Source organism: Ensifer sp. EB106-03-01-XG145 (assembly GCF_058792075.1).
Genome location: NZ_JBYTEC010000006.1, coordinates 1 through 18,187, shown reverse-complemented (window position 1 = coordinate 18,187; position 18,187 = coordinate 1). Strand labels below are relative to the sequence as shown.

The 18,187-nt window shown below is 61.3% G+C and carries 20 protein-coding genes, 1 tRNA gene and 1 riboswitch; of the genes, 11 read left to right on the top strand and 10 right to left on the bottom strand.

All coding sequences use genetic code 11. The features are described 5' to 3' along the window. Positions 1–57: 57 nt before the first annotated feature. On the top strand, positions 58–363 hold the full coding sequence (locus AC3WWH_RS16200; RefSeq protein ID WP_058324743.1) for a hypothetical protein: 306 nt from the start codon (positions 58–60) through the stop codon (positions 361–363). Positions 364–726: 363 nt separating this feature from the next. Beyond that, a complete protein-coding gene (locus AC3WWH_RS16195; protein ID WP_058324744.1) occupies positions 727–1,113 on the top strand; it encodes a hypothetical protein in 387 nt (128 codons plus the stop codon). Positions 1,114–1,568: 455 nt separating this feature from the next. Here the strand turns inward: AC3WWH_RS16195 and AC3WWH_RS16190 are convergent, their stop codons facing one another. Further along, the gene (locus AC3WWH_RS16190; RefSeq protein ID WP_058324745.1) at positions 1,569–2,309 is read right to left on the bottom strand and encodes an SIMPL domain-containing protein; all 741 of its coding nucleotides are present in this window, start codon (positions 2,307–2,309) and stop codon (positions 1,569–1,571) included. Between the two features lie 257 nt (positions 2,310–2,566). Between AC3WWH_RS16190 and AC3WWH_RS16185 the strand changes: the two genes are divergently transcribed. Next, positions 2,567–2,642: transfer RNA gene (locus AC3WWH_RS16185), tRNA-Ile, on the top strand. A gap of 623 nt (positions 2,643–3,265) precedes the next feature. Here AC3WWH_RS16185 and AC3WWH_RS16180 read toward each other — a convergent pair. After that, on the bottom strand, positions 3,266–4,237 hold the full coding sequence (locus AC3WWH_RS16180) for an O-methyltransferase (protein ID WP_156433229.1): 972 nt from the start codon (positions 4,235–4,237) through the stop codon (positions 3,266–3,268). Beyond that, the gene (locus AC3WWH_RS16175) at positions 4,234–5,601 is read right to left on the bottom strand and encodes an ATP-binding protein (RefSeq protein ID WP_058324747.1); all 1,368 of its coding nucleotides are present in this window, start codon (positions 5,599–5,601) and stop codon (positions 4,234–4,236) included. Before AC3WWH_RS16175 ends, AC3WWH_RS16180 begins: the two co-directional genes overlap by 4 nt. Positions 5,602–5,719: 118 nt before the next feature. Here AC3WWH_RS16175 and AC3WWH_RS16170 point away from each other — a divergent pair, with 118 nt between their 5' ends. From AC3WWH_RS16170 to AC3WWH_RS16155, 4 genes are all read left to right on the top strand, one after another. After that, on the top strand, positions 5,720–6,799 hold the full coding sequence (locus AC3WWH_RS16170; RefSeq protein WP_058324748.1) for a DNA cytosine methyltransferase: 1,080 nt from the start codon (positions 5,720–5,722) through the stop codon (positions 6,797–6,799). 3 nt (positions 6,800–6,802) lie between these two features. Next, entirely contained in the window at positions 6,803–7,240 is a 438-nt protein-coding gene (locus tag AC3WWH_RS16165) for a very short patch repair endonuclease (RefSeq protein WP_058324749.1), read from the top strand. Between the two features lie 860 nt (positions 7,241–8,100). After that, positions 8,101–8,454 carry a hypothetical protein gene (locus AC3WWH_RS16160; RefSeq protein ID WP_058324750.1) on the top strand — a complete coding sequence of 118 codons (354 nt, stop codon included), beginning with the start codon at positions 8,101–8,103 and terminating at the stop codon, positions 8,452–8,454. 168 nt (positions 8,455–8,622) lie between these two features. Then, positions 8,623–9,639: a glycoside hydrolase family 26 protein gene (locus AC3WWH_RS16155; protein ID WP_156433230.1), complete on the top strand. Its 1,017-nt coding sequence runs from the start codon at positions 8,623–8,625 to the stop codon at positions 9,637–9,639. Positions 9,640–9,771: 132 nt separating this feature from the next. Here the strand turns inward: AC3WWH_RS16155 and AC3WWH_RS16150 are convergent, their stop codons facing one another. The 3 genes from AC3WWH_RS16150 to AC3WWH_RS16140 all read right to left on the bottom strand — a co-directional run bounded on the left by AC3WWH_RS16150 (position 9,772) and on the right by AC3WWH_RS16140 (position 11,863). Beyond that, positions 9,772–10,011 (bottom strand): DUF982 domain-containing protein, encoded by a 240-nt coding sequence (locus AC3WWH_RS16150; RefSeq protein WP_057253209.1) that lies wholly within the window; start codon positions 10,009–10,011, stop codon positions 9,772–9,774. Between the two features lie 129 nt (positions 10,012–10,140). Then, complete coding sequence (locus AC3WWH_RS16145) at positions 10,141–10,863, bottom strand: GntR family transcriptional regulator (protein ID WP_082641200.1); 723 nt, start codon at positions 10,861–10,863, stop codon at positions 10,141–10,143. A 205-nt stretch (positions 10,864–11,068) separates the two neighbouring features. Further along, positions 11,069–11,863, bottom strand: a complete 795-nt coding sequence (locus tag AC3WWH_RS16140) for a DUF1194 domain-containing protein (RefSeq protein WP_057253211.1) — start codon at positions 11,861–11,863, stop codon at positions 11,069–11,071. A gap of 157 nt (positions 11,864–12,020) precedes the next feature. On the opposite strand from AC3WWH_RS16140, the gene AC3WWH_RS16135 reads away from it, so the two are divergent. Both AC3WWH_RS16135 and AC3WWH_RS16130 read left to right on the top strand, forming a co-directional pair. Continuing rightward, entirely contained in the window at positions 12,021–13,328 is a 1,308-nt protein-coding gene (locus AC3WWH_RS16135) for a glucoamylase family protein (protein ID WP_058324752.1), read from the top strand. Then, complete coding sequence (locus AC3WWH_RS16130; RefSeq protein ID WP_245299281.1) at positions 13,325–14,173, top strand: (2Fe-2S)-binding protein; 849 nt, start codon at positions 13,325–13,327, stop codon at positions 14,171–14,173. The genes AC3WWH_RS16135 and AC3WWH_RS16130 overlap by 4 nt, the downstream gene beginning before the upstream one ends. Before the next feature lie 50 nt (positions 14,174–14,223). Here the strand turns inward: AC3WWH_RS16130 and AC3WWH_RS16125 are convergent, their stop codons facing one another. The 3 genes from AC3WWH_RS16125 to AC3WWH_RS16115 form a co-directional block, all read right to left on the bottom strand. Further along, positions 14,224–15,021, bottom strand: a complete 798-nt coding sequence (locus AC3WWH_RS16125; RefSeq protein WP_058324754.1) for a CbtA family protein — start codon at positions 15,019–15,021, stop codon at positions 14,224–14,226. 194 nt (positions 15,022–15,215) lie between these two features. Continuing rightward, positions 15,216–15,392 (bottom strand): CbtB domain-containing protein, encoded by a 177-nt coding sequence (locus tag AC3WWH_RS16120; protein ID WP_057253219.1) that lies wholly within the window; start codon positions 15,390–15,392, stop codon positions 15,216–15,218. Positions 15,393–15,434: 42 nt separating this feature from the next. After that, positions 15,435–15,697, bottom strand: a riboswitch (cobalamin riboswitch). After that, positions 15,696–16,388, bottom strand: a complete 693-nt coding sequence (locus tag AC3WWH_RS16115; protein WP_058324755.1) for a TetR/AcrR family transcriptional regulator — start codon at positions 16,386–16,388, stop codon at positions 15,696–15,698. It overlaps the preceding riboswitch by 2 nt. A 103-nt stretch (positions 16,389–16,491) precedes the next feature. On the opposite strand from AC3WWH_RS16115, the gene AC3WWH_RS16110 reads away from it, so the two are divergent. Further along, on the top strand, positions 16,492–17,322 hold the full coding sequence (locus tag AC3WWH_RS16110; RefSeq protein WP_058324756.1) for an NAD(P)H-binding protein: 831 nt from the start codon (positions 16,492–16,494) through the stop codon (positions 17,320–17,322). Next, complete coding sequence (locus tag AC3WWH_RS16105) at positions 17,319–17,798, top strand: anthrone oxygenase family protein (protein ID WP_058324757.1); 480 nt, start codon at positions 17,319–17,321, stop codon at positions 17,796–17,798. Before AC3WWH_RS16110 ends, AC3WWH_RS16105 begins: the two co-directional genes overlap by 4 nt. A 68-nt stretch (positions 17,799–17,866) precedes the next feature. On the opposite strand, the gene AC3WWH_RS16100 is transcribed toward AC3WWH_RS16105, so the two are convergent. Continuing rightward, positions 17,867–18,118: an SRPBCC domain-containing protein gene (locus tag AC3WWH_RS16100; RefSeq protein WP_057253227.1), complete on the bottom strand. Its 252-nt coding sequence runs from the start codon at positions 18,116–18,118 to the stop codon at positions 17,867–17,869. Positions 18,119–18,187 lie beyond the last annotated feature (69 nt).

Below are 18,187 nucleotides of genomic sequence, written 5' to 3'. Positions count from 1 at the left end.
TCCTATGGCACCGGTTGCCGACCGGATTGTTGTTTTGCGTTGACCGGGAGAAGATCCATGAAAGCCATGTTTCGTAATTCGGTTCTGGCGGTTGCGCTCGCCGTGACGAGCTTCGCGAGCCTGCCGGCCGAGGCTGCGGCCCCGATGCCGCTGCCGACGATGGAGCGTGGCGACGTCGATCTCGTTCGCCATCGCGGCTACTGCTCGCCGCGCGAAGCACTGCGCAGGGCCTGGCGCCTGGGCTTCCATCGCGCCCGGGTCGAGCGGGTCACCCATTCCCGTGTCGTCGTGGTCGGTTGGCGCCGCGGATATTTGAGCCGGGTCGTCTTCGCCAATGCCTATGGCTGCCCGCGAATCGGCTGACCACCACCTTCGACGGCAGAAAATGCCTCAGCGTTCCTTGGGCGCGGCCGTCCCGGCGACGCCTGATTTGCCTTTGCTGCGATGATCGAGCGGCCGATTTGCTCCTTGCGTTGCGAGCCGCCGTTGCGCGTCTTGATTTCAAGAAATCAATTTGGATCAGTAGCTTATCATTCAGACGTGCTCCGTGGGGCGGCCTTCCTTGCAGGGCGAATCTCGCGCCAAAGAGGAGCGGATCACGCTCCGGCAATCTGAACCTCCCATGAACACCAGGTTCCGCTGTCGTTCAGCTTGGGAAACCTATTCTTTGCTCAATCGCTTGGGACGGTGATTGCCCATTGAACCCTTCAAGCCTGGAGAGATGTCATGAAGAACCGCTTTTTTAACGCCGCTGCCGCCGCCGTCATTGGATTGACTGGCCTGCTTGGTGCAGCCTCCACCGCTTCGGCGGACTCGATCGAATTCGGCTTCGGCCCGAGTGACGGCATCGACGTGCAGTACCGCGACTATAACGGCGGCTACGGCGACGAGGGCGACTGGGGTCGCGGCCGTGACCGCCACTGGGATCGTGATCGCCGCGGCCGCTGCGCACCGTGGATGGCCGTCGACAAGGCCCGCGATCGCGGCCTGCGCCGCGCTTATGTCGCCGACGTCACGCCGCGCCGCGTCGTCGTCGAAGGCCGCCGCCACGGCTACCGCCAGACGATCGTCTTCGCAAACGCCCGCGGCTGCCCGACGATCGGTCGCTGGTAACAAATCTTCCCGCCTTGTCTCCCCCGGCCGGCGGAAGAATGGCCCCTCATGCTTCGGCATGGGGGGCCTTTTTCGTTTTTGCCAACGGGTGGTCATGCCCAGGCACGCGCTCCGAGGCAGGCCCCTCCGCCGACTATTTTGGGCAAACGCCTCTCCTCAAACGTCATCCTCGGGCCTGACCCGCGCCTATGCGCACAGCGATGACGACCTTGGTTCTCGCCTCAAGGGCGAGGATGACGCGCGTAGCCCGAGCTGGTTTCGACCCAAAGGCTTCCTTGGGCGGTCGGACTGTCGGTAGCCGCGACCGCGGCAACACCTGCTTCGCACCTCCACACACATCCGCAAACGCACACTCGGCGTGCCGCCCAAAACACTTCGCCCCCGGCGCCGATCTCCGGCACCAGGGGCGAGGCTTAAGCGAAAGCCCGCGCGCGGTTGCGGCGGGCCTTGCAAGCTTACTGCTTGATTTCGAAGGTCACGTTGACCGTGACGTTGTAGCTGTTCTCGCCGGTTGCGACCGGAACGGCGTCGGCGGCATATTCCTTGGCCGTGCCGGCGCGCATCATCGGGATCGGCTCGGGACGGAAGCCCTGTTCTGAGATGTTGAGGATCTTGCCGATCGAGACGCCGGCAGCTTCGGCGAGAACCTTCGCCTTGACGATGGCGTCGGCGACCGCCGCCTTGCGCGCCTCGGTGATGACCCCTTCCGGCTTGTCGTTGGTGAATTGCACGCCGCCGCCCTGGTTGACGCCGAGCGTCACCGACTTGTCGACGATTTCGCCGAGCTTGGCGAGGTCACGCACGCGGACGCTGACGCCGTTTACCACCTGGTAGCCGATCAGCTCCGGCGGGCGATTGCCGCCGTCGGTATTGGTCGGGTAGTTGTATTGCGGGTTCACCGAAAAGCCGCTCGTCTGCAGGTCGCGATCGGCAATGCCGTCGGCCCTCAACGCCTTCAGCACTTCGGCCATGGCCTTGTTGTTGGCGTCCAGCGCTTCGCGGGCGGTCTTGGCGTCCTTGACGACGCTGAGCTGCAGGACCGCCATGTCGGGCGCGACCGTCGCGCGGCCTTCGCCGGCAACGACGATGGTCGCCTTGTCCTTGTCGGTCTCCTGCGCCTGAGCGGCGGCTACACCGGCAAAAGCGGCGGCAAAAGCGGCGATCGAAAGCGTGCGGGCAGTGCGTGTGGAAATCATGGTCTATGTCTCTCCGGTTGTTCCGTCCCTGGCGTCTTCATGCTCGGCGATTGTGTGAGCATTGCGGCAATGGCTTGTCGGCAAAAAGGTTTTCGGCTAGAGCCATTGCCACCGCGAACTGCCATTGGTTCGCGCACCTGGATCACTACGGTGCCACGCGTTTTTATCAGAGGCGCAAAGGTTGCTGTAGTACTTAGAGTTGCTGCATGCCTTATCCTCGAATCGGTACGTTTTGAGGACGCCTGCAGATCCAGCGTGGGCCTGTAGCTCAATGGTTAGAGCCGGCGGCTCATAACCGCTTGGTTGGGGGTTCGAGTCCCTCCGGGCCCACCATCGATCTCATGCTCCTGAGGTTCCGTTCATTCGAGCATCCGTTTTCCTGAGTACAAAAGAATGTACCTCTGTCGGGCCTATCGAAAAGTTATGTATCTTCGGCGTCGAACCGTCCGGGTTCTCGTTTCAACAACGCGTCCCAACTACTTATCAGGAAAAATGAGGAGTATCGCCGATACGGATTCGCCTTGGCGCTCTTCCCATCGATAAAGCTAAGCGTCGAGCGCGTATCCTAGCCGGCGCGACGATGCGTTAATGGAAGAACCAGGTATGATGCGAGAAATTCTTACCTCTACGCTAGCAACGCTGTCTGCCGCGCTCAACGACGTCAGGCCGCAATGCTCAGTTCTAAGTTGTCGGCGTTGAGCAACGTATAGCGCGAGCAGTGGTGCGAAAGACACCCTGAAAAACACTCCGAGCTGGAAGCAATTGCGACGGGGCCGATCCGCCACCGCTATTGCTTCACACAAGCGCAGAAAGCAACTTACTACTCTGCAAGAAAGATTTAACAGGATCGGGCAGGCGCTTGCGAATCCCAACCGAGGTTGAGTCTCAGCACGGAAAAAGACGGGCCATCGAGACAGATGGCACGCCTCTCTTGACAGCCGAGCTCCTGGCTTTGTTCAGGGATCAAACGAAGCAAAGCTCGGGAGATAGCGATACAGCAGGGCGAACGCTCTTGCGTCCCGCCCTGGAGCCGGTTCGCAAGCAAGTGTCGCGATACTGTCGGCCGGCAGCAATTTCTCGATCGCTCGCATCTCTTTCGGTGTCAACTTCGGGATTTCAATACGAACGGCGTTTTCGTTATTGGCGCGGAAAAATGGTAGGCGTTCGAAGTCGCAAGCGTTGAACACAGCTTCCTGGCCCTCCTCGACGAACACGCCGCCTATGGTCGCCATCTTGGCTCCGTCTGCATATTCCATCGATACGATCTGCCTGAACGATAGCCGCTGACCTGCCGGGAGAGTTGAGTTACGGGCAATTAGGGCGTCGTTGATTTCGTTCACAACGATGTCTCTGTAGAGACGCGACATCCTCCAGGCGGAGAGATCCTTCATCGTCATTTCATTCGGAGTTCTCCTTGCCCCAAATACCTCCCTGAATTTCTCGACGGTTTCTACCTCGGCCTTTTCGTCGGGACTGACATCATAGGTCGGCTTCGTGCTGGCCTGAAGGCTGACGAAAATGGCAGTGCCGCTTGTTGCGGCATTAGCCACCGTCCTTGCATCTGCCAGGATATCGACGTTAAGCTGATCGTCATAATCTAACCAGCAGATCGTTCTTCGCCGCCAGTCAATTTTTGGCAACTCCTGAGAGGACCTACCGAACATCATTTCGATGCCGCCAAATGGCTTGTTAAATTCGAAACGTTCGCGGTGATGAACTTCGCGTTCGATGCAGTACATCCGCGATATCCCGAGTGCGCGATGGAACAACGAGAAGTCGGAGAACCAGATGGCGCCGAATCCAACGTATTGGTAGTGCTCGACTGCGCCGAATTTCGATAAGCGTCGGAACGCGTCGCACAACATCCGACGCTCTGCGTGCTTCGCCGGTCGCACGGAGTAATCAATAAGACGATAAGAGGCTGTCACTTGTCAGCCTCTTCTTCTTGATATGCGGCGTCGAACGTGCGTTCCCCGACTGCTTTTGCCGAGCCCACGCCATAGGCCTCCATTAGTGCCGCTACCTGTTCGACGGGGCGAGTATAGGCAATGCGCGTCTTACGGGGACCGGAATACTTAGTCTTGTCCGGTGTCTGAAATACTGCGGGCGCGGTTATTGTCTCGACCTGGGTTTTGGAAGCGGCGCCGAGGGCTCGCTGCAGCGGTCCGTCGGAGCCCTGATCTTCCAATTCTCTATCGACTTCGTTCAGGAAATCGATGATCGCTCGCGTCAGCACAATCATCTTCTCCAGCGCAACCCGCCATACACCGATGTCGGCGTCGACCCCAGTCTTAGTGGTATTCCACGGAAGGTATGCGGCATTCTCGCATTCGAAATAGGCGACACCGCGAAACCTCGCAAACTGGTTGTGGTATCTTGGCACGTCTGCTTCGTGCTCGCGGTCCAGCCCCCATCCGGTGGTTGGCGTTCGATCCGCCGCAAGCACAACGCGACCATTGCAGACTACATACCACCCGGCTTGCGTTGGGCTCGATGCTCCGACACCGGCCACTAGCCGCACGCGAACGACTGACCCGTCCGGAGCTGTGTGTTCGAGCATATCCACGGCCGGCGCGACATCGCCGACGAGCAACTCGAGATTGGTGGCAGAAAGTGAGGCTCCGTTGAACCAGATCTCCAGCCCCCGTGCAATGAACTGCCGCTGATGAATACGTATCATTTCGGCCAGCGACCGGGTGAAATACAGGGAGCTGAATTTCGACGACACCTCGGGCCTAAGGCGCTCCACCACGATCGTTGTCCCTTGTTCCTCAGGAGGAACGGAAAGACCATCGTCACGAGTCTTGAATTCGAAAGTCCAGCGCTTCTTCCTTTCCCACGTATCGACATCTTCATCGACTGTCCAACGCTCGACGGCGGTGGCGGACGTGAGAGTGAATTTTCGCCCGAACTTGAACAGTGCCCGCTTCATACCGACACCGAACTGTCCGATGGAGTATTTGGTCGATTCTGCTTGGCTGTCTCGGCCAAACCGGAACGCATAGGTCTTTGCAATGTGAGAGCTGAAACCACCGCAATTGTCCGAGATGACAAAGCGATCGGCGGAGACGGTGATGTCCACCCTTAGCCCAGAAAAGTCTCTGTTTTCCCGATCTCGAAGCCTCTTTGCGCCATCGATGCAGTTATCCACCAAGTCAAGGACCGCACGTTCCAGTGGAATGTCTCTTATCAGCATTTCGACGAAGAACGCCTTTGTGGGCATTGCATCGATAGCGTTAGGATCGGCCGCAACGTCGTCCTCGCTGGCATCATTCGGATTCTGATCTTGCAACGTTGTCCCCCTGCCTGCATATGTCGGCGCTAGCACCAAAAACCGCGCTCGACTTAAAGATACATACCACTTTAACTTGAACGTGTTTACGAATCACGTCTTGGAAGATTGAAATCAGATGCATCTTGTAGATCTTTTTTGTGGATGCGGAGGCTTCTCTTCCGGTGCCGAATTGGCCGGATTCAGTCCGACTCTGGCGGTCGACGTCGACCAGATTCTCACGTCGAGCTTTCACCACAACCACCCTCGGACACGGCTGGCCATTCAGGATATCGCTCTCCTTTCGGGTGCAGACATCAAACGTGAGCTGGGAGAGCGGGTCGGAGGGATTTTTGGAGGACCTCCTTGCCAAGCTTTCAGTGCGATGGGTCATAGGCGCACAGATGATCCCCGACGCTCGCTGCTCGGGCACTTCTATCGATTGGTATCCGAGCTTCAACCGAAGTTCTTCGTGATGGAGAATGTGGAAGGACTGGGATATTCGGACGCTCGTCCGGAGTTGGAAGCAGCACTTAGCATTCTCCCATCTCGTTACCGGTTAGTCGGACCGCTGGTTCTCGACGCTGCCGATTTCGGGGCACCAACCCGCCGCCGGCGCCTCTTCGTGATCGGATACGATCCATCAGAGGTGGATAGCATTGCCGAAATTGACCTTGACGAGTTCAGAAAAGCGCCGACGACCGTACACCAAGCCATCGCGGATCTGGCAAGCGCGTCTCCCGTCGGAACTCACGACGGTTTCGATGTCTGGCAACTGTCTGAAACAGCTCTAGAAGGCTCTTATGCCAGTGGCTTGAGGGCAAAGGACGGAAGATTCACAGGCCATCGTCGGACAACGCACAGGGATGATGTGGTTGAGCGCTTCCGAGCCCTCGCCCAGGGTGAAGTGGACACAGTGGGACGGTACCCGAGGTTGCGATGGGACGGGCAATGCCCAACGTTAAGAGCGGGCACCGGTCGCGACCGGGGTTCGTTCCAAGCCGTTAGACCCATACACCCAACAGAGCCCCGAGTGATAACGGTTCGCGAAGCGGCGCGACTTCAAGGCTTTCGCGACGATTTTGTTTTCCACCCCACGATCTGGCATAGTTTCCGGATGATCGGAAACAGCGTGTCTCCAGTGATCGCGAAGGCAATATTCGGCCTCCTTCGAAAAAAATCCGAGGTGGTCCGCTGGAGCCCTGAAGCAGCGGAGTGAGTCGTGATTGATCGTCTCGCACCCGAACATCGCTCATGGCTGATGTCTCGCGTTAGAGGCACGAATACGACGCCGGAGATGCGGGTAAGGAGAGCCGCTCATGCCCTGGGCTTCAGGTTCCGATTACACCGCAAGGACTTGCCAGGGACACCCGACCTGGTCTTTCCGAAGACGCGCGTTGCCCTCTTCGTGCACGGGTGCTTCTGGCATCGGCACCTTGGCTGCAAGAAGGCGTCGTTGCCAAAGACTCGTCCAGAATACTGGCACCAAAAGTTCGCCCTCAATGTTGAGAGGGACGAGAGGGCACGTGTCGCACTAGAGAGGCTCGGCTGGAAGGTCAGCGTGATCTGGGAATGCGAGACCAAGGATCCACTCCAAATCGCGACATATCTGCAGGCACTGCTCTCGCGGCGTTCGGAAGGACCGCGGCAACCTTCATAGAAAAAGAGCGTGTGAGAGTTTCGACGTTAGCGACGAAACCGTCCGAAGCATTGGAGTTCGCGATGTCTTTAAGTTTACGTTTACCAGTCAACGGGCGAGACTCGTAGGATCGAGAACGAATGGCTCATTGGAGCGTTCCGATCAGTGGTCGCCTCGGTCTCTGTTTAGACGCGTTTTTCTGAGGCCGTGAACGGTACAGCCCTTCTTCTTTTAACCACTTCACGCCTCGGCAAGAGTCGAACTATTCTCCTCGCGCGGGGCAACGGCTGAAATGCCAAAAAAAATGCCCGCAGGACGCGGGCAGTTTTGGAGTGGGCGCATACGCTCAAACATGTTGCGCCTGGCACCAAAGTGGCTGCCAGAGGTCAACGAACTGTAAATGCGCGGTGGCTAAAAATGAGGAATGGGCGCGCTGCTTCCGTTCCCATGGCGTGCCACGGACCGGTAAGCGCGGCGTTTGCGGTGCCATTGCCGCCGGTTTCCCGCTGCCGTACGAAATTTTTCCTTGCGAACCATCCGGCGTTACCGTTGCCGCATCTACCACCGGGCGTGGTGGCCGGCGGAGTGGGTAGGGTGGCCGGCGGTGGGCGCGTTCGCCTTCGCGCCTTCTGTCGGGCAAGCATCTGGTTTTCCTGCTTTGTCTCGCCGATCCCCATACCGTTTCCCGAGCCCAGAGTGCGGACGATCTGCGGCCGCGTTGGCGCTTGGGTAGTGCCTTCGGGCGCAACCGCTGGAAGAAAATCCTAAGAAAGAATTTGTTAATTTAAGCAATTTATAATGGAAAGGGGGGTTGAACAATGCCGCCATATCCCCCAAAGGAGGCACCGGGCGGCCATAGCCGCCAATTCGAAAGGATGCTTATGCGAGATAAGACCGCATGTGCCGGCGAAAGCCGAACCACCATTTCGGGTTTCAAGTATCTCGTACCGACCGCTTCCATTCTTGGCCTTCTGCTCCTTTCCGCCGGCTGCTCGTCGACGGTCATCGGTGAAACGCCGCTGTTTTCGTCGAGCCATTCCAGCGCCTATGCAAGCCCTTCGGTCAAGATCCGCAAGGAAGAGAAGCAGTTGCGGGTCGCCGAGGCTGATGAGGATGTGGTCGCGCCGCAGCCGGTGAAAAAGAGTGCAACCAGCTATCTGGGCCGCGCGCCCTATATCTGTTCGCCGAGCGGCTTCGGCCGCACGTCGCACTGCTTCCTGAGAGCTTCGCTCTAACCGGACTGTCTCTGTTCGAGTTTGCGTAACTCCGGTGCGGCGAGGCCGCCTCGGATCGTTTGGGGATCGGGGCGATCCCCTCTTTGGCGGTGACCTTCTGACCGCCGCACGCGTGATGTGTCCGGTTTCATTCGCGGCGTCGAGAGACGATCCGCCGGAGAATGTTCGTTGTCTGCCAGACTTTTGAGATCGGCCCTTGCCGCGGGAACGCTGGCGCTTTTTGCCGTCACAGGAACACCGGCGGCGCGCGCGGATGATCCGGCCGATGGCATCGACCGGGCGCTGACGACTGCGGCGATCGCGCCGCAGGCAAAAGGCGCGACGGAGAGGGCGGTCGACATCGGTGTCTACGATCCGCATGACGCCGTTGCCGACAGCGATGCGCTCGAGCTCGAACATGTCTTCGTCTACTGGCAGAAGCCGGACCGGGCGCTGTTGAAGCGCAAGATCGCGATCGCGGCGCGGCAGGGGCGGGCGCTGATGCTCTCGGTCGAGCCCTATACCCATGCCGCCGACTGGCGCGCCGGCGGCGAAAGGCTGTTTGCCGATATCGGCAAAGGCCGCTTCGATCGCGAGATTGGCGACGTCTGCTCCCGTGCGGCCGCTTTCGATGGCCCGGTCTATGTGCGGTGGGGGCACGAGATGGAGGACCCCGATGGCCGCTATCCCTGGGCGCGCCGCGACAAGGAAGGCTACAAGAAGGCGTTTCGATATTTCGTCGGCAAATGCCGGGAGCTGGCGCCGGAAGCGCGGTTCGTCTGGTCGCCGAAGGGCCATCGCAATCTCGCTGGCTATTATCCGGGTGACGATGTCGTCGATGTCGTCGGGATCCCCGTCTGGGGCCTGCAGAAGATGGATGTCGACTATTGGGGGCGTGAGCGTCGCTTCGGCGAGGCGCTGAACGAAAAATACCAGCGCGTCGCGGGCTTCGGCAAACCGGTGATGATCGCCGAACTCGGCGTCGCGGGCTCGGCCGACTACAGGCGCACCTGGTACAAGGAAATCCTCGACCAGCAGACCTATCGCCGGGCCTTTCCGCTCCTGACCACCGTCGTGTTCTTCAACGACAAGGAGCCTTACAAATGGCCGCTTGGCTATGGCTCGCCGGACTGGCGTCTCGACAAGGAAGCGCTGAAGGTGCTTGCCGACCGTCAGACGAAGGAAGCGGCCGAACTCGCCGACTGATCGTCTGTATTATTCGTCACAAAGTGCAATAGCGCGCTCGTGGGGTCTGGCAGCGTTCTTGGGGGGCGATGCGCCGATCGTCCTTCGGCGCATCGTGAGAGACCCGATCTACGGACCTTGGGGACTTCCACGTCAGGCCAGAAGCAGGCCCGATTCGCGGGCAGCGGCAGCAAAGCAGCGGCTGGCCCGGTCCGTACTCGTCAATCCATCCAGCGCGTCCAGGCAGCGCCTGAGAGCCGCGCGGTATTCCCGTCCGCGACGTCCCGGCCATTGCCGCAGCAACTCGACGGCTTCGAAGACCGTTCTGACGACGGTCTGCCGTTTTGCAGATAACCGGAGGGGGATGGGAGTGGCGAAGAACTTCTCGCTCATTTGCTTTCCTCGTTCTCAGTCTTTTTCGAGCGCGAGGCCAACGCTGTGGCGCGGGAATGGTTCCGCCGGATCAGCGACTTTTTTCGGCCCGTGAACTTTTCGTGATTCCCGGAGGGCTTGAGGCGGGCCCTAAAGCTCGAGTGCTGCCTTGAGGTCGGTCGATTTGTGGACGCGCAGGTCGAGATCGGCTTCGATGTGGTCGATATGGTGGACCATCAGTCTGGCGGCCGTATCGACGTCGCCGCGTTCCAGCGCGTTGACGATCTCGTCATGTTCGTTGTGGCCGCAGCTCGAAACGGTCGACTGGCCGTAAAGCGCGATCACCAGCGAGGAGCGGGCAATGAGTTCGTCCATGAAGCGGCGAAGAATGGCGTTGCGGCTGAGATCGGCGAGCGCCAGGTGAAAATCGCCTGATGCCTTGATCTCGGCGCGGCGGGCCGAGTGGCCGCGCTGTTCGGTGAGCTGCCGTTCGGCCGCCAGCATGCGCCGGAGCTCGGCGAGCTCGGCCTTGCCGATATGGGGCGCCGCTGCCCGAACGACGCCCGGTTCGATCAGCCGGCGGGTCGCGAAGATCTGGCGGGCTTCGTCGATCGAGGGATGGGCGACAAAGGCGCCGCGGTTCTTCTCGACGCTGACGAGCCCTTCATAGGAGAGCGCCTGCAGGGCGGCGCGCACCAGCGTGCGGCTGACATTGAAGAGTTCGCCGACATCGCTTTCGGAAAGCTTGGTGCCGGGGGCGAGCCGCCGCTCGACGATCGCATCGCGCAACGTGTCGCGGATATGCTGACTGCCAGTGTCGGCGGCGGTGTCTGTGGCCATGTCGGCCAGTGGAGGCGTGGTGGTCAAGGACATGAATCGATCCGCGAAATAACGGCTCATCTTATCGCCGGGCGAAGCGAAGGGAAACGACAATCTGACGCGCATGGGTTGCGCGCCGACAACTGCATGTTTCCTTAAATCGTACCCGATTTAAGGACGAAACATGCAGCGCTTCAAAGTGCTACAGCGACCATTGCGCGTCTGATAAGACGCGCGGCGCTGTAGGGGCGGCGAGGGGCTATTTGTCGAGTTCGGGATAGACGCGGTCGAGGAAGCCGGGCCTGAGCTTCTCGCCGATCAGGCAGTCGGATGCCGGAAGGGCATCGGCCAGGCGGACGGTGGGCGGCGGCGGCAGGCCGCTGACCTCGAGCACCAGCTTCTGGCGAATTGCGATCGAAAAATCCTCCGGCTCGTGCACCGGCAGCACGAAGGACCCGGGACCGCCGATGACGCATTCGGCGTAATACTGGTCGAGCGGGCCGGTCGAGACCGAGGGGCGGATGAGGATCGCAAGCCCGTTGATGGTGATGCCGCGGGCGACTGCCGTCTCGCGGGCGGGAATGACCGGCGGGCCGATATTGTTCGGGCCGTCGCCGGAAACGTCGATGACCCGGCGTATGCCGTTGAAGGCGTTCGAATCGATCAGCACCGTACCGTAGGTGATCGCGTTCGAGATCGACGTGCCGCGGCGGGTGCCGACCGGTCGCGCCTCGATCAGCTTGGCAAAGGCATCGGCGTCGGCGGCGGTGGAGATCACTTGCCAGGCGACGACGGAGGATTCGTTAACCGTTCCGGCCCATTCGAAATAGCCGATGGCGATCTTGCCCAGTTGCCCGCTTGCGACCGCATCGAGGAAATCGCGGTGCCGGAGCGCCTCCACGTAACCGGCGCGCTGGATGCGCGCCTCGTCCAGATCCATCGAGCCGGACATGTCGACGGCCAGGATCAGTTCGACATCGACATCCGTCGACGCGGCGGTCGATGGGCTCGGGCCACCACTCAATGAGAGGATCAACGCCAACACGCTCAACATCGCTTCAACCAGTCATTGCGCGCGGTCAGATTAGAAGAATGTAACACAGGATTGGATTTCGGCGACTATTTGGGTGTAGCTGGCCTTCAACAAAGAGTGATTTGCCGGCGTTAGCCCAGAAGTACTTGTGACTGGGGCCAGGGTCCGGAAGGGCGGAATGCTGAAACAGACGGAAAATGCCGAGCTATTTCAAACCGATGGCCTGCAGAAGGCGGCGTTCGGATACTTCCTCGATCACGCCGATCCGGCCACCGGATTGATCGCGGACACGTCGCTGCCGGGCGCGCCGTCGAGTATTGCGGCGACCGGTTTCGGCCTTTCCTGTTATCCCATCGGCGTCGAGCGCGGGTGGATTTCGCGCCGCGAGGCGATCGGGCGGGTGTTGACCACGCTGCGCTTCCTGGCCGAGAGCCCGCAGTCGCGCGACCAGCGGGCGAGCGGCTATCGCGGCTTCTACTATCACTTTCTCGATATGCGGACCGGCGAGCGCACCTGGCGCAGCGAGCTCTCGACCGTCGATACGGCGCTGCTGATCGCCGGATGCCTGACCGCTTCCGCCTATTTCTCCGGCGAGGACACACACGAAGGCGAGATCCGCACGCTGGCTGAAAGGCTCTATGCGCGGGTCGACTGGCGCTGGGCGTTGAACCGGAGTGACACACTGACGATGGGCTGGCGCCCGCCCGGCCGGTTCCTGAAGCATCGCTGGCGCGGGTACAGCGAGGCGCTGCTGCTCTATGTGCTGGCGCTCGGGGCGCCCGATCATGCGATCGAACCGGAGCACTACACCGCCTTTACGGAGGGCTACGACTGGATCGCGGTTGATGGCGGGCCTCACCTCCATGCGGCGCCGCTGTTCATCCACCTGTTCCCGCAGGCGTGGCTTGACCTTCGCGGTCTCGGCGATCGGCCGATGCGCGAGAGGGGGACGGATTACTTCGAGAACAGCCGGCGCGCCATCGCGCTGCAGCGCGACCATGCGTGGCGAAATCCCGGTGGCTTCGCCGGCTATGGCGAACGCCTCTGGGGGATCAGTGCCTGCCATGCGCCACGCGGCCGGCTGCGCCTCAAGGACGGACGCTGGCAGCGGCTTTTGGGCTACGTCAACCGCGGCGCACCCTTCGGTCCGGATGACGGCACGCTCGTGCCCTGGGCTGCAGCGGCCTGTCTGCCTTTCGATCCGGATGCGTCCCTATCGGCCCTCGGCCATGTCGCGGCCGGCTATCCCGGGCTTCTGAAGGAAGGGCGCTTTCCGGGCGGGTTCAATCCGAGCCTTGCTGGCGAGGGGCCTGCGGGTTGGATCGACGAGCGTGTCGTCGGCCTTGACCAGGGGCTCGTCGTGATGATGATCGAGAATTGGCGGAGCGGCTTCGTCTGGGAGCTGACACGCAGCCTGCCGGCGATCCGGCGCGGTCTTGAGCGCGCGGGATATGAGGGCGGCTGGCTGGCGACGGAGACGGCATGAATTCGAGAAATCACCAGCGGATGGCGCGGACGGTCGAGGGATATCCGCCGCAGGCGCTGGCAGTGGTCGAGCGGTTGCACGCGCAGTTCCCCGACGCCGGTGTCTCGCTCGGGCCGGCGGACAGTGCCTTCAGCGCACCGGCCGCCTTCTGGGCCGCTGGTGGGACCGGGATCGAGCAGAGCCTTGCCTATCAGGACTTTTTCGCAATCGGCATGACGGACCGGATTCGGGCGGCACATCTGATCGCCTTCTACAGCCGCCAGCTGAGTGTGGTTCTCGGCGCGCTCTATCTTGGCGCGGGTCTTCAGGCGCAGATCGCCGGGCTTCGCTTCGAAGAGTGGACCCGCCTTCACCAAGATCGGGAAGTTGCCGGCAAGCGTTATCATTTCCGCCTCGGTGTGGCGGAAGGGCCGCAGCATGCCGAAGGCATCAGCGCTTTCGAGCGCGGCTTCACGGCCCATCTGGCGCCGGTCATCGCGGTCCTGAAAAAGCGCACCGGGCTTTCTTCCGGGGCGCAGTGGCGGCTGGCAGCGGATTCCCTTGCCGGAGCGTTCCTGGAGATCGGTCGCGCGATCGGTGACGAGGCGCGCGGCATGGCCGAGGCGCTTGCGATCGTCAAGCGGCGGGGCTCGCGGTTGTTCTCGGAAGAGCTCTGCTACGAGGAGATCTCCGCGGTCGATCCGGCAAGCGGCGCGCAACTGTCGCGCCAATATCGGATCCGTTGCGGCTGTTGCCTCTACTTCCAAACGGAGGGTGGCAGCTTCTGCGATACCTGCGTCCTGCTGGAGCCGGACGATCGCCGCGCGCGGCTGGCCGCGCATCTCATGCAAAACGGCGGGGCCTGAACCCCGCCGTCGTTTGTTCAGGTGCCCATGGGGGGGCGTGATCGGCCGGATCAGTTTGCTCTCGCGAAACGCTCGTTGATGAAGCCGGAGACGACGCCAAGCACGATCCAGAAGGCGAGCGTGGTGGCGAGTGCGGCAACCGCAAACTCGGCGCCGAGTACGGCCGGAACGTTGCTCGTAATATCGACCGGCTGCGGCGCGCCGTAGACATGGGGTGCTGCGATCAGCACCAGGCCTGCGACCTTGGAGACGATCTCCTCGCGCAGGACGACGAGATAGAGACCGACTGCGGAGAGGGCGACGGTTGCCAGCCACCAGGTCTGGCGGTCGCCGAGTTCGGCGGCCGGGAAACCCGGCAGTTCCGGCGGCAGGCCGATTGCCGGCAGCATGTGCACGGCGAGCCAGCCGCAGGCGCCCCAGAGCGCGCCGTTCCGGAGCGTGATCGGGTAACCGATCACCAGGCTGACGCCGGCCAGGAGCAGGCCGAAGCCGGAGCCGGTGACGAGGTTGGCAATGAGTGTGCCGGAGAACCGGCTCATACCGAACATGATGCCGCCTTCCTCGTGTTCGCCCTCATGCGCATAGGCTGGCGTGATCGGCGACAGGGCATCGAGCATGGCGGAAAGCGGTGAGACCGCCTTCAGCGACGAATGCTGGTCATGGCCCTCGGCGGCGGGTTGCGTCGTTCCAGGCTGTGCAGCGGGCTGTTCGGTTGCGGCCGGAGCCTCGCCTTCGAATTCCTCCGCATGCAGGATCAGCGGGGTTACCCGAAATTCCTGGGCGCCGGTCATGAAGACACCGGCAATCAGTCCAGCCACGATCGCGGCCAGAAGCGTTCTGACAATCATCTTGAATTCCCTCGATAACGGCAAAAGCCACGCGCTGCGGCGTGGTTTGCAAGCCTTCCCGTTCTGTCATGCGGACGGCCGTTGCGCGCCGGACGAACCGGCATGCACAAACACCGACATCCGGCACAGGCCGGATGCGTTCATGTCCGCAGACACTTCGATGCGGAACGTGAGTTACGTTCCGGAACATCGTCTTAGTGGCAGGGGAAGCCGTAGGAGTGGCGGGTGTCGTGCGCGGTGTCGTGCAGCACTGCCGAGTTGGCAAGGCCGGCGCCGAAGACGAGGAATGCGCCGATGAAGAGCGCGATGACGCCAGCGGTCAGACGATCGCTGAGGGAGAGCGGAATGCTCGAAACAGTAGACGTAGCCATGACAACCTCCGTGATGGCATCGGGAAATTCCCGGTGTGGGCCCTATGCCCGTATCGAGTGGCAGGTTTCCTGGCTCACGGCGCTGGGCGGATTGCCCTTGATCTGCCTCGCCTTCCCAGATCGACCACCCTCTCGTGGTCTCTTCCAGTGGCTTCTTCCGGATCGCTCCGGAATGGCAGATCGACGTCGCTCTACAGTCGCGGGGTCGGCCGTGATGTGAATGCCCAGTATGGGTCCATCCGTCACGTTCCCGTTTACTCCCGAAACACGTTCGTGTCCCGGGAACCAATCGATCTCTGATGATTAGGATCGCACCCCTAATATGTCAATTGGACTTGCGCCGCCGCCCGGTCCATCCGCGACAAAATCGCGGATGATCATGCGTTTATAGGCCTCGACGATGCGGTCGCCCTCGGCGCGATCGACCGAGACCGCAAGCCGCATGGTGCAATCGCCGAGATGCATGATCAGGAAAGCGGCACTGTCGATGGTTTCGCGCGGCGTATCGGGCACGAGCCGGGCCCAGACATCGGCAAGCAGTTTTCCGCCGGCGCGGCTTTGCAGAAGATCGATCTCACGCAGCGCCTTGTCGGCCTGCATCGCCGACCAGATGTCGCGCATGACGGGCTCGGCCAGGAACATGTCGTAGTAGATGTCGAACAGCACACAGAAGGCGTCGCGTAGTTCCGCGAGTGATGTGACCTTGGCAAGTTCGGCAGCGATGCACTCGTTGCACACGGCATTGTAGCGCTCGGCCAGCGTGCGCACGATCGCCGCCTTGTCAGGGAAGTACTGGTAGAGCGAGCCGATCGAAATTCCAGCCTTTTCAGCGACTTCGCTCATCCGCATGGCGTCGCTGCCCTTTTCCTGAATGAGCGCCGTCGCGCAGGCAAGGATTTGTTCGACGCGCTCGCGGCTGCGTTTCTGGCTGGGCGTTCGGCGCAGCGCAGTCTCGTCTTCGGCGGGGACCGCGGATGGGCTTGTTTCTGTAATCATGAGTGATGCTCACATTTTGGCTTGACTCTTAAAATACGAGGATTTATCACATTTGCAAATGTGAGAGATGCTCATGTTTGTTGATGAACCTTAGGAGGAAGCGATGTCTCAGAAAGTCACACTGGTTTTGGGCGGTACCGGCAAGACGGGGCGGCGGGTGGCCGAGCGCCTTCAAGAGCGGGGTGTTGCGGTGCGCATCGGTGCCCGTTCGGCATCGCCGTCCTTCGATTGGACGGATGAGGCGACCTGGGCGCCGGCGCTTGAGAACGTGGATCGTATCTATGTCTGCTACCAGCCCGATCTGGCGGTGCCGGGCTCTGTCGAGACCATCCGCAAGTTCTCAAACCTTGCCGTCGGCGCGGGCATCAAGCGGCTGGTGCTCTTGTCGGGGCGCGGCGAGGACGAGGCCGAAGCGGCCGAGCGCGCGCTGCAGGCCTCCGGCGCCGACTGGACGATCATTCGGGGGAGCTGGTTCTTTGAGAACTTCAACGAAGGCTTCCTCGCCGAGGGGGTCTCAAGCGGTTCGGTCTTCCTGCCCGTGGATACAGTCACCGAGCCTTTCGTCAGCTGCGACGACATTGCCGACGTCGCGGTTGAAGCGCTTCTCGACGATGATCATGTCGGCAAGGTCTATTCTCTGACCGGTCCAAGGCTGATGACCTTTGCCGAAGCCGTGGCCGAGATCGCTGCCGCGGCCAAACGTCCGATCTCCTATCAGGCCATTCCGGTTGCCGACTTCGCCGCGCAATTGCAGGCTGACGGCGTGCCTGATGACTATGTCGAACTCATCCGCTATCTCTTCACCTCGGTGCTCGACGGGCGCAATTCGAGTGTGACGTCCGACGTCGAGCGCGTGCTTGGGCGGCGGCCGCGCGACTTTGCAACCTACGCCCGGGAAACCGCAGCAACTGGTGTTTGGAGTATTGCCGCATGATCCCGATGATCCCCGCTCTGGCGTTTGCCGCCGCGATCGGTTCCGGCCTGATGGCCGGGCTGTTCTTCATCTTCTCGGTCTGCATCATGCAAGCCTTGTCGCGGCTGCCGCCGGAGCAGGGGATCGCCGCGATGAACGCCATCAACGTCGTCATCCAGAACCCGATCTTCCTCAGCGCCTTCATGGGCACGGCGCTGCTTGGCCTGGCGCTGATTGTCGTCGCGTTCATTTCGGGCGGCGAGGGCCGATGGCTGCTGGCCGCGGGCGGCCTGGTCTATGTCGTCGGCGTGCTTCTGGTGACGATCGTCTTCAACGTGCCGATGAACGACGCGCTTGGGGCCGCTGCACCCGGGCAGGCCGCGACCGATCTGTGGCTTTGGCGCTATCTCACCGATTGGGTCTGGTGGAACCACGTGCGCACCTTCGCCTCGATCGGTTCGCTGGCGCTCTTCATCCTCGGTTTCGCCCGCACGTGACAAAAAGCACCGGCAAGGCGGTCAATCCTTGCCGGTGCACCCTTCTGAGGTCTCGTCACCTCGGGCGGTCAGCGCTTGGGGATGCGCGCGTCGTACTGCTGTTCAAGCTCAGCAAACTTGCTCCAGAAGGCTGCAGGCTGCTCTCCTTCCAAAAGGTCGCGCAACAGGTCGAGATGCACGTGCCAGCCGGCGGAGAAGCTCGTCATGATGCCGCGGTTGGCGATCCGGGTATGGGTGACGATCAGCAGCACCTTGTCGCCGCGCGGGCTGAGTTCGAAGCGGACCTCGGAGGGCGTATCCGTGCCTTCGTCCCAGCTCACATGAGGATTTTGACGTCAAGATCGATCATCAATACATAGCGTTCTTTCTCCCATTTCTTGCAAACCCGT

What these genes read in the sequence shown, in the direction of transcription:
- AC3WWH_RS16190 (WP_058324745.1), bottom strand. Translation starts at nt 2,309, where the DNA reads ATGATTTCCACACGCACTGCCCGCACGCTTTCGATCGCCGCTTTTGCC.
- AC3WWH_RS16170 (WP_058324748.1), top strand. Translation starts at nt 5,720, where the DNA reads ATGCATCTTGTAGATCTTTTTTGTGGATGCGGAGGCTTCTCTTCCGGT.
- AC3WWH_RS16140 (WP_057253211.1), bottom strand. Translation starts at nt 11,863, where the DNA reads ATGTTGAGCGTGTTGGCGTTGATCCTCTCATTGAGTGGTGGCCCGAGC.
- AC3WWH_RS16145 (WP_082641200.1), bottom strand. Translation starts at nt 10,863, where the DNA reads ATGTCCTTGACCACCACGCCTCCACTGGCCGACATGGCCACAGACACC.
- AC3WWH_RS16200 (WP_058324743.1), top strand. Translation starts at nt 58, where the DNA reads ATGAAAGCCATGTTTCGTAATTCGGTTCTGGCGGTTGCGCTCGCCGTG.
- AC3WWH_RS16115 (WP_058324755.1), bottom strand. Translation starts at nt 16,388, where the DNA reads ATGATTACAGAAACAAGCCCATCCGCGGTCCCCGCCGAAGACGAGACT.
- AC3WWH_RS16120 (WP_057253219.1), bottom strand. Translation starts at nt 15,392, where the DNA reads ATGGCTACGTCTACTGTTTCGAGCATTCCGCTCTCCCTCAGCGATCGT.
- AC3WWH_RS16110 (WP_058324756.1), top strand. Translation starts at nt 16,492, where the DNA reads ATGTCTCAGAAAGTCACACTGGTTTTGGGCGGTACCGGCAAGACGGGG.
- AC3WWH_RS16130 (WP_245299281.1), top strand. Translation starts at nt 13,325, where the DNA reads ATGAATTCGAGAAATCACCAGCGGATGGCGCGGACGGTCGAGGGATAT.
- AC3WWH_RS16135 (WP_058324752.1), top strand. Translation starts at nt 12,021, where the DNA reads ATGCTGAAACAGACGGAAAATGCCGAGCTATTTCAAACCGATGGCCTG.
- AC3WWH_RS16150 (WP_057253209.1), bottom strand. Translation starts at nt 10,011, where the DNA reads ATGAGCGAGAAGTTCTTCGCCACTCCCATCCCCCTCCGGTTATCTGCA.
- AC3WWH_RS16195 (WP_058324744.1), top strand. Translation starts at nt 727, where the DNA reads ATGAAGAACCGCTTTTTTAACGCCGCTGCCGCCGCCGTCATTGGATTG.
- AC3WWH_RS16160 (WP_058324750.1), top strand. Translation starts at nt 8,101, where the DNA reads ATGCGAGATAAGACCGCATGTGCCGGCGAAAGCCGAACCACCATTTCG.
- AC3WWH_RS16105 (WP_058324757.1), top strand. Translation starts at nt 17,319, where the DNA reads ATGATCCCGATGATCCCCGCTCTGGCGTTTGCCGCCGCGATCGGTTCC.
- AC3WWH_RS16125 (WP_058324754.1), bottom strand. Translation starts at nt 15,021, where the DNA reads ATGATTGTCAGAACGCTTCTGGCCGCGATCGTGGCTGGACTGATTGCC.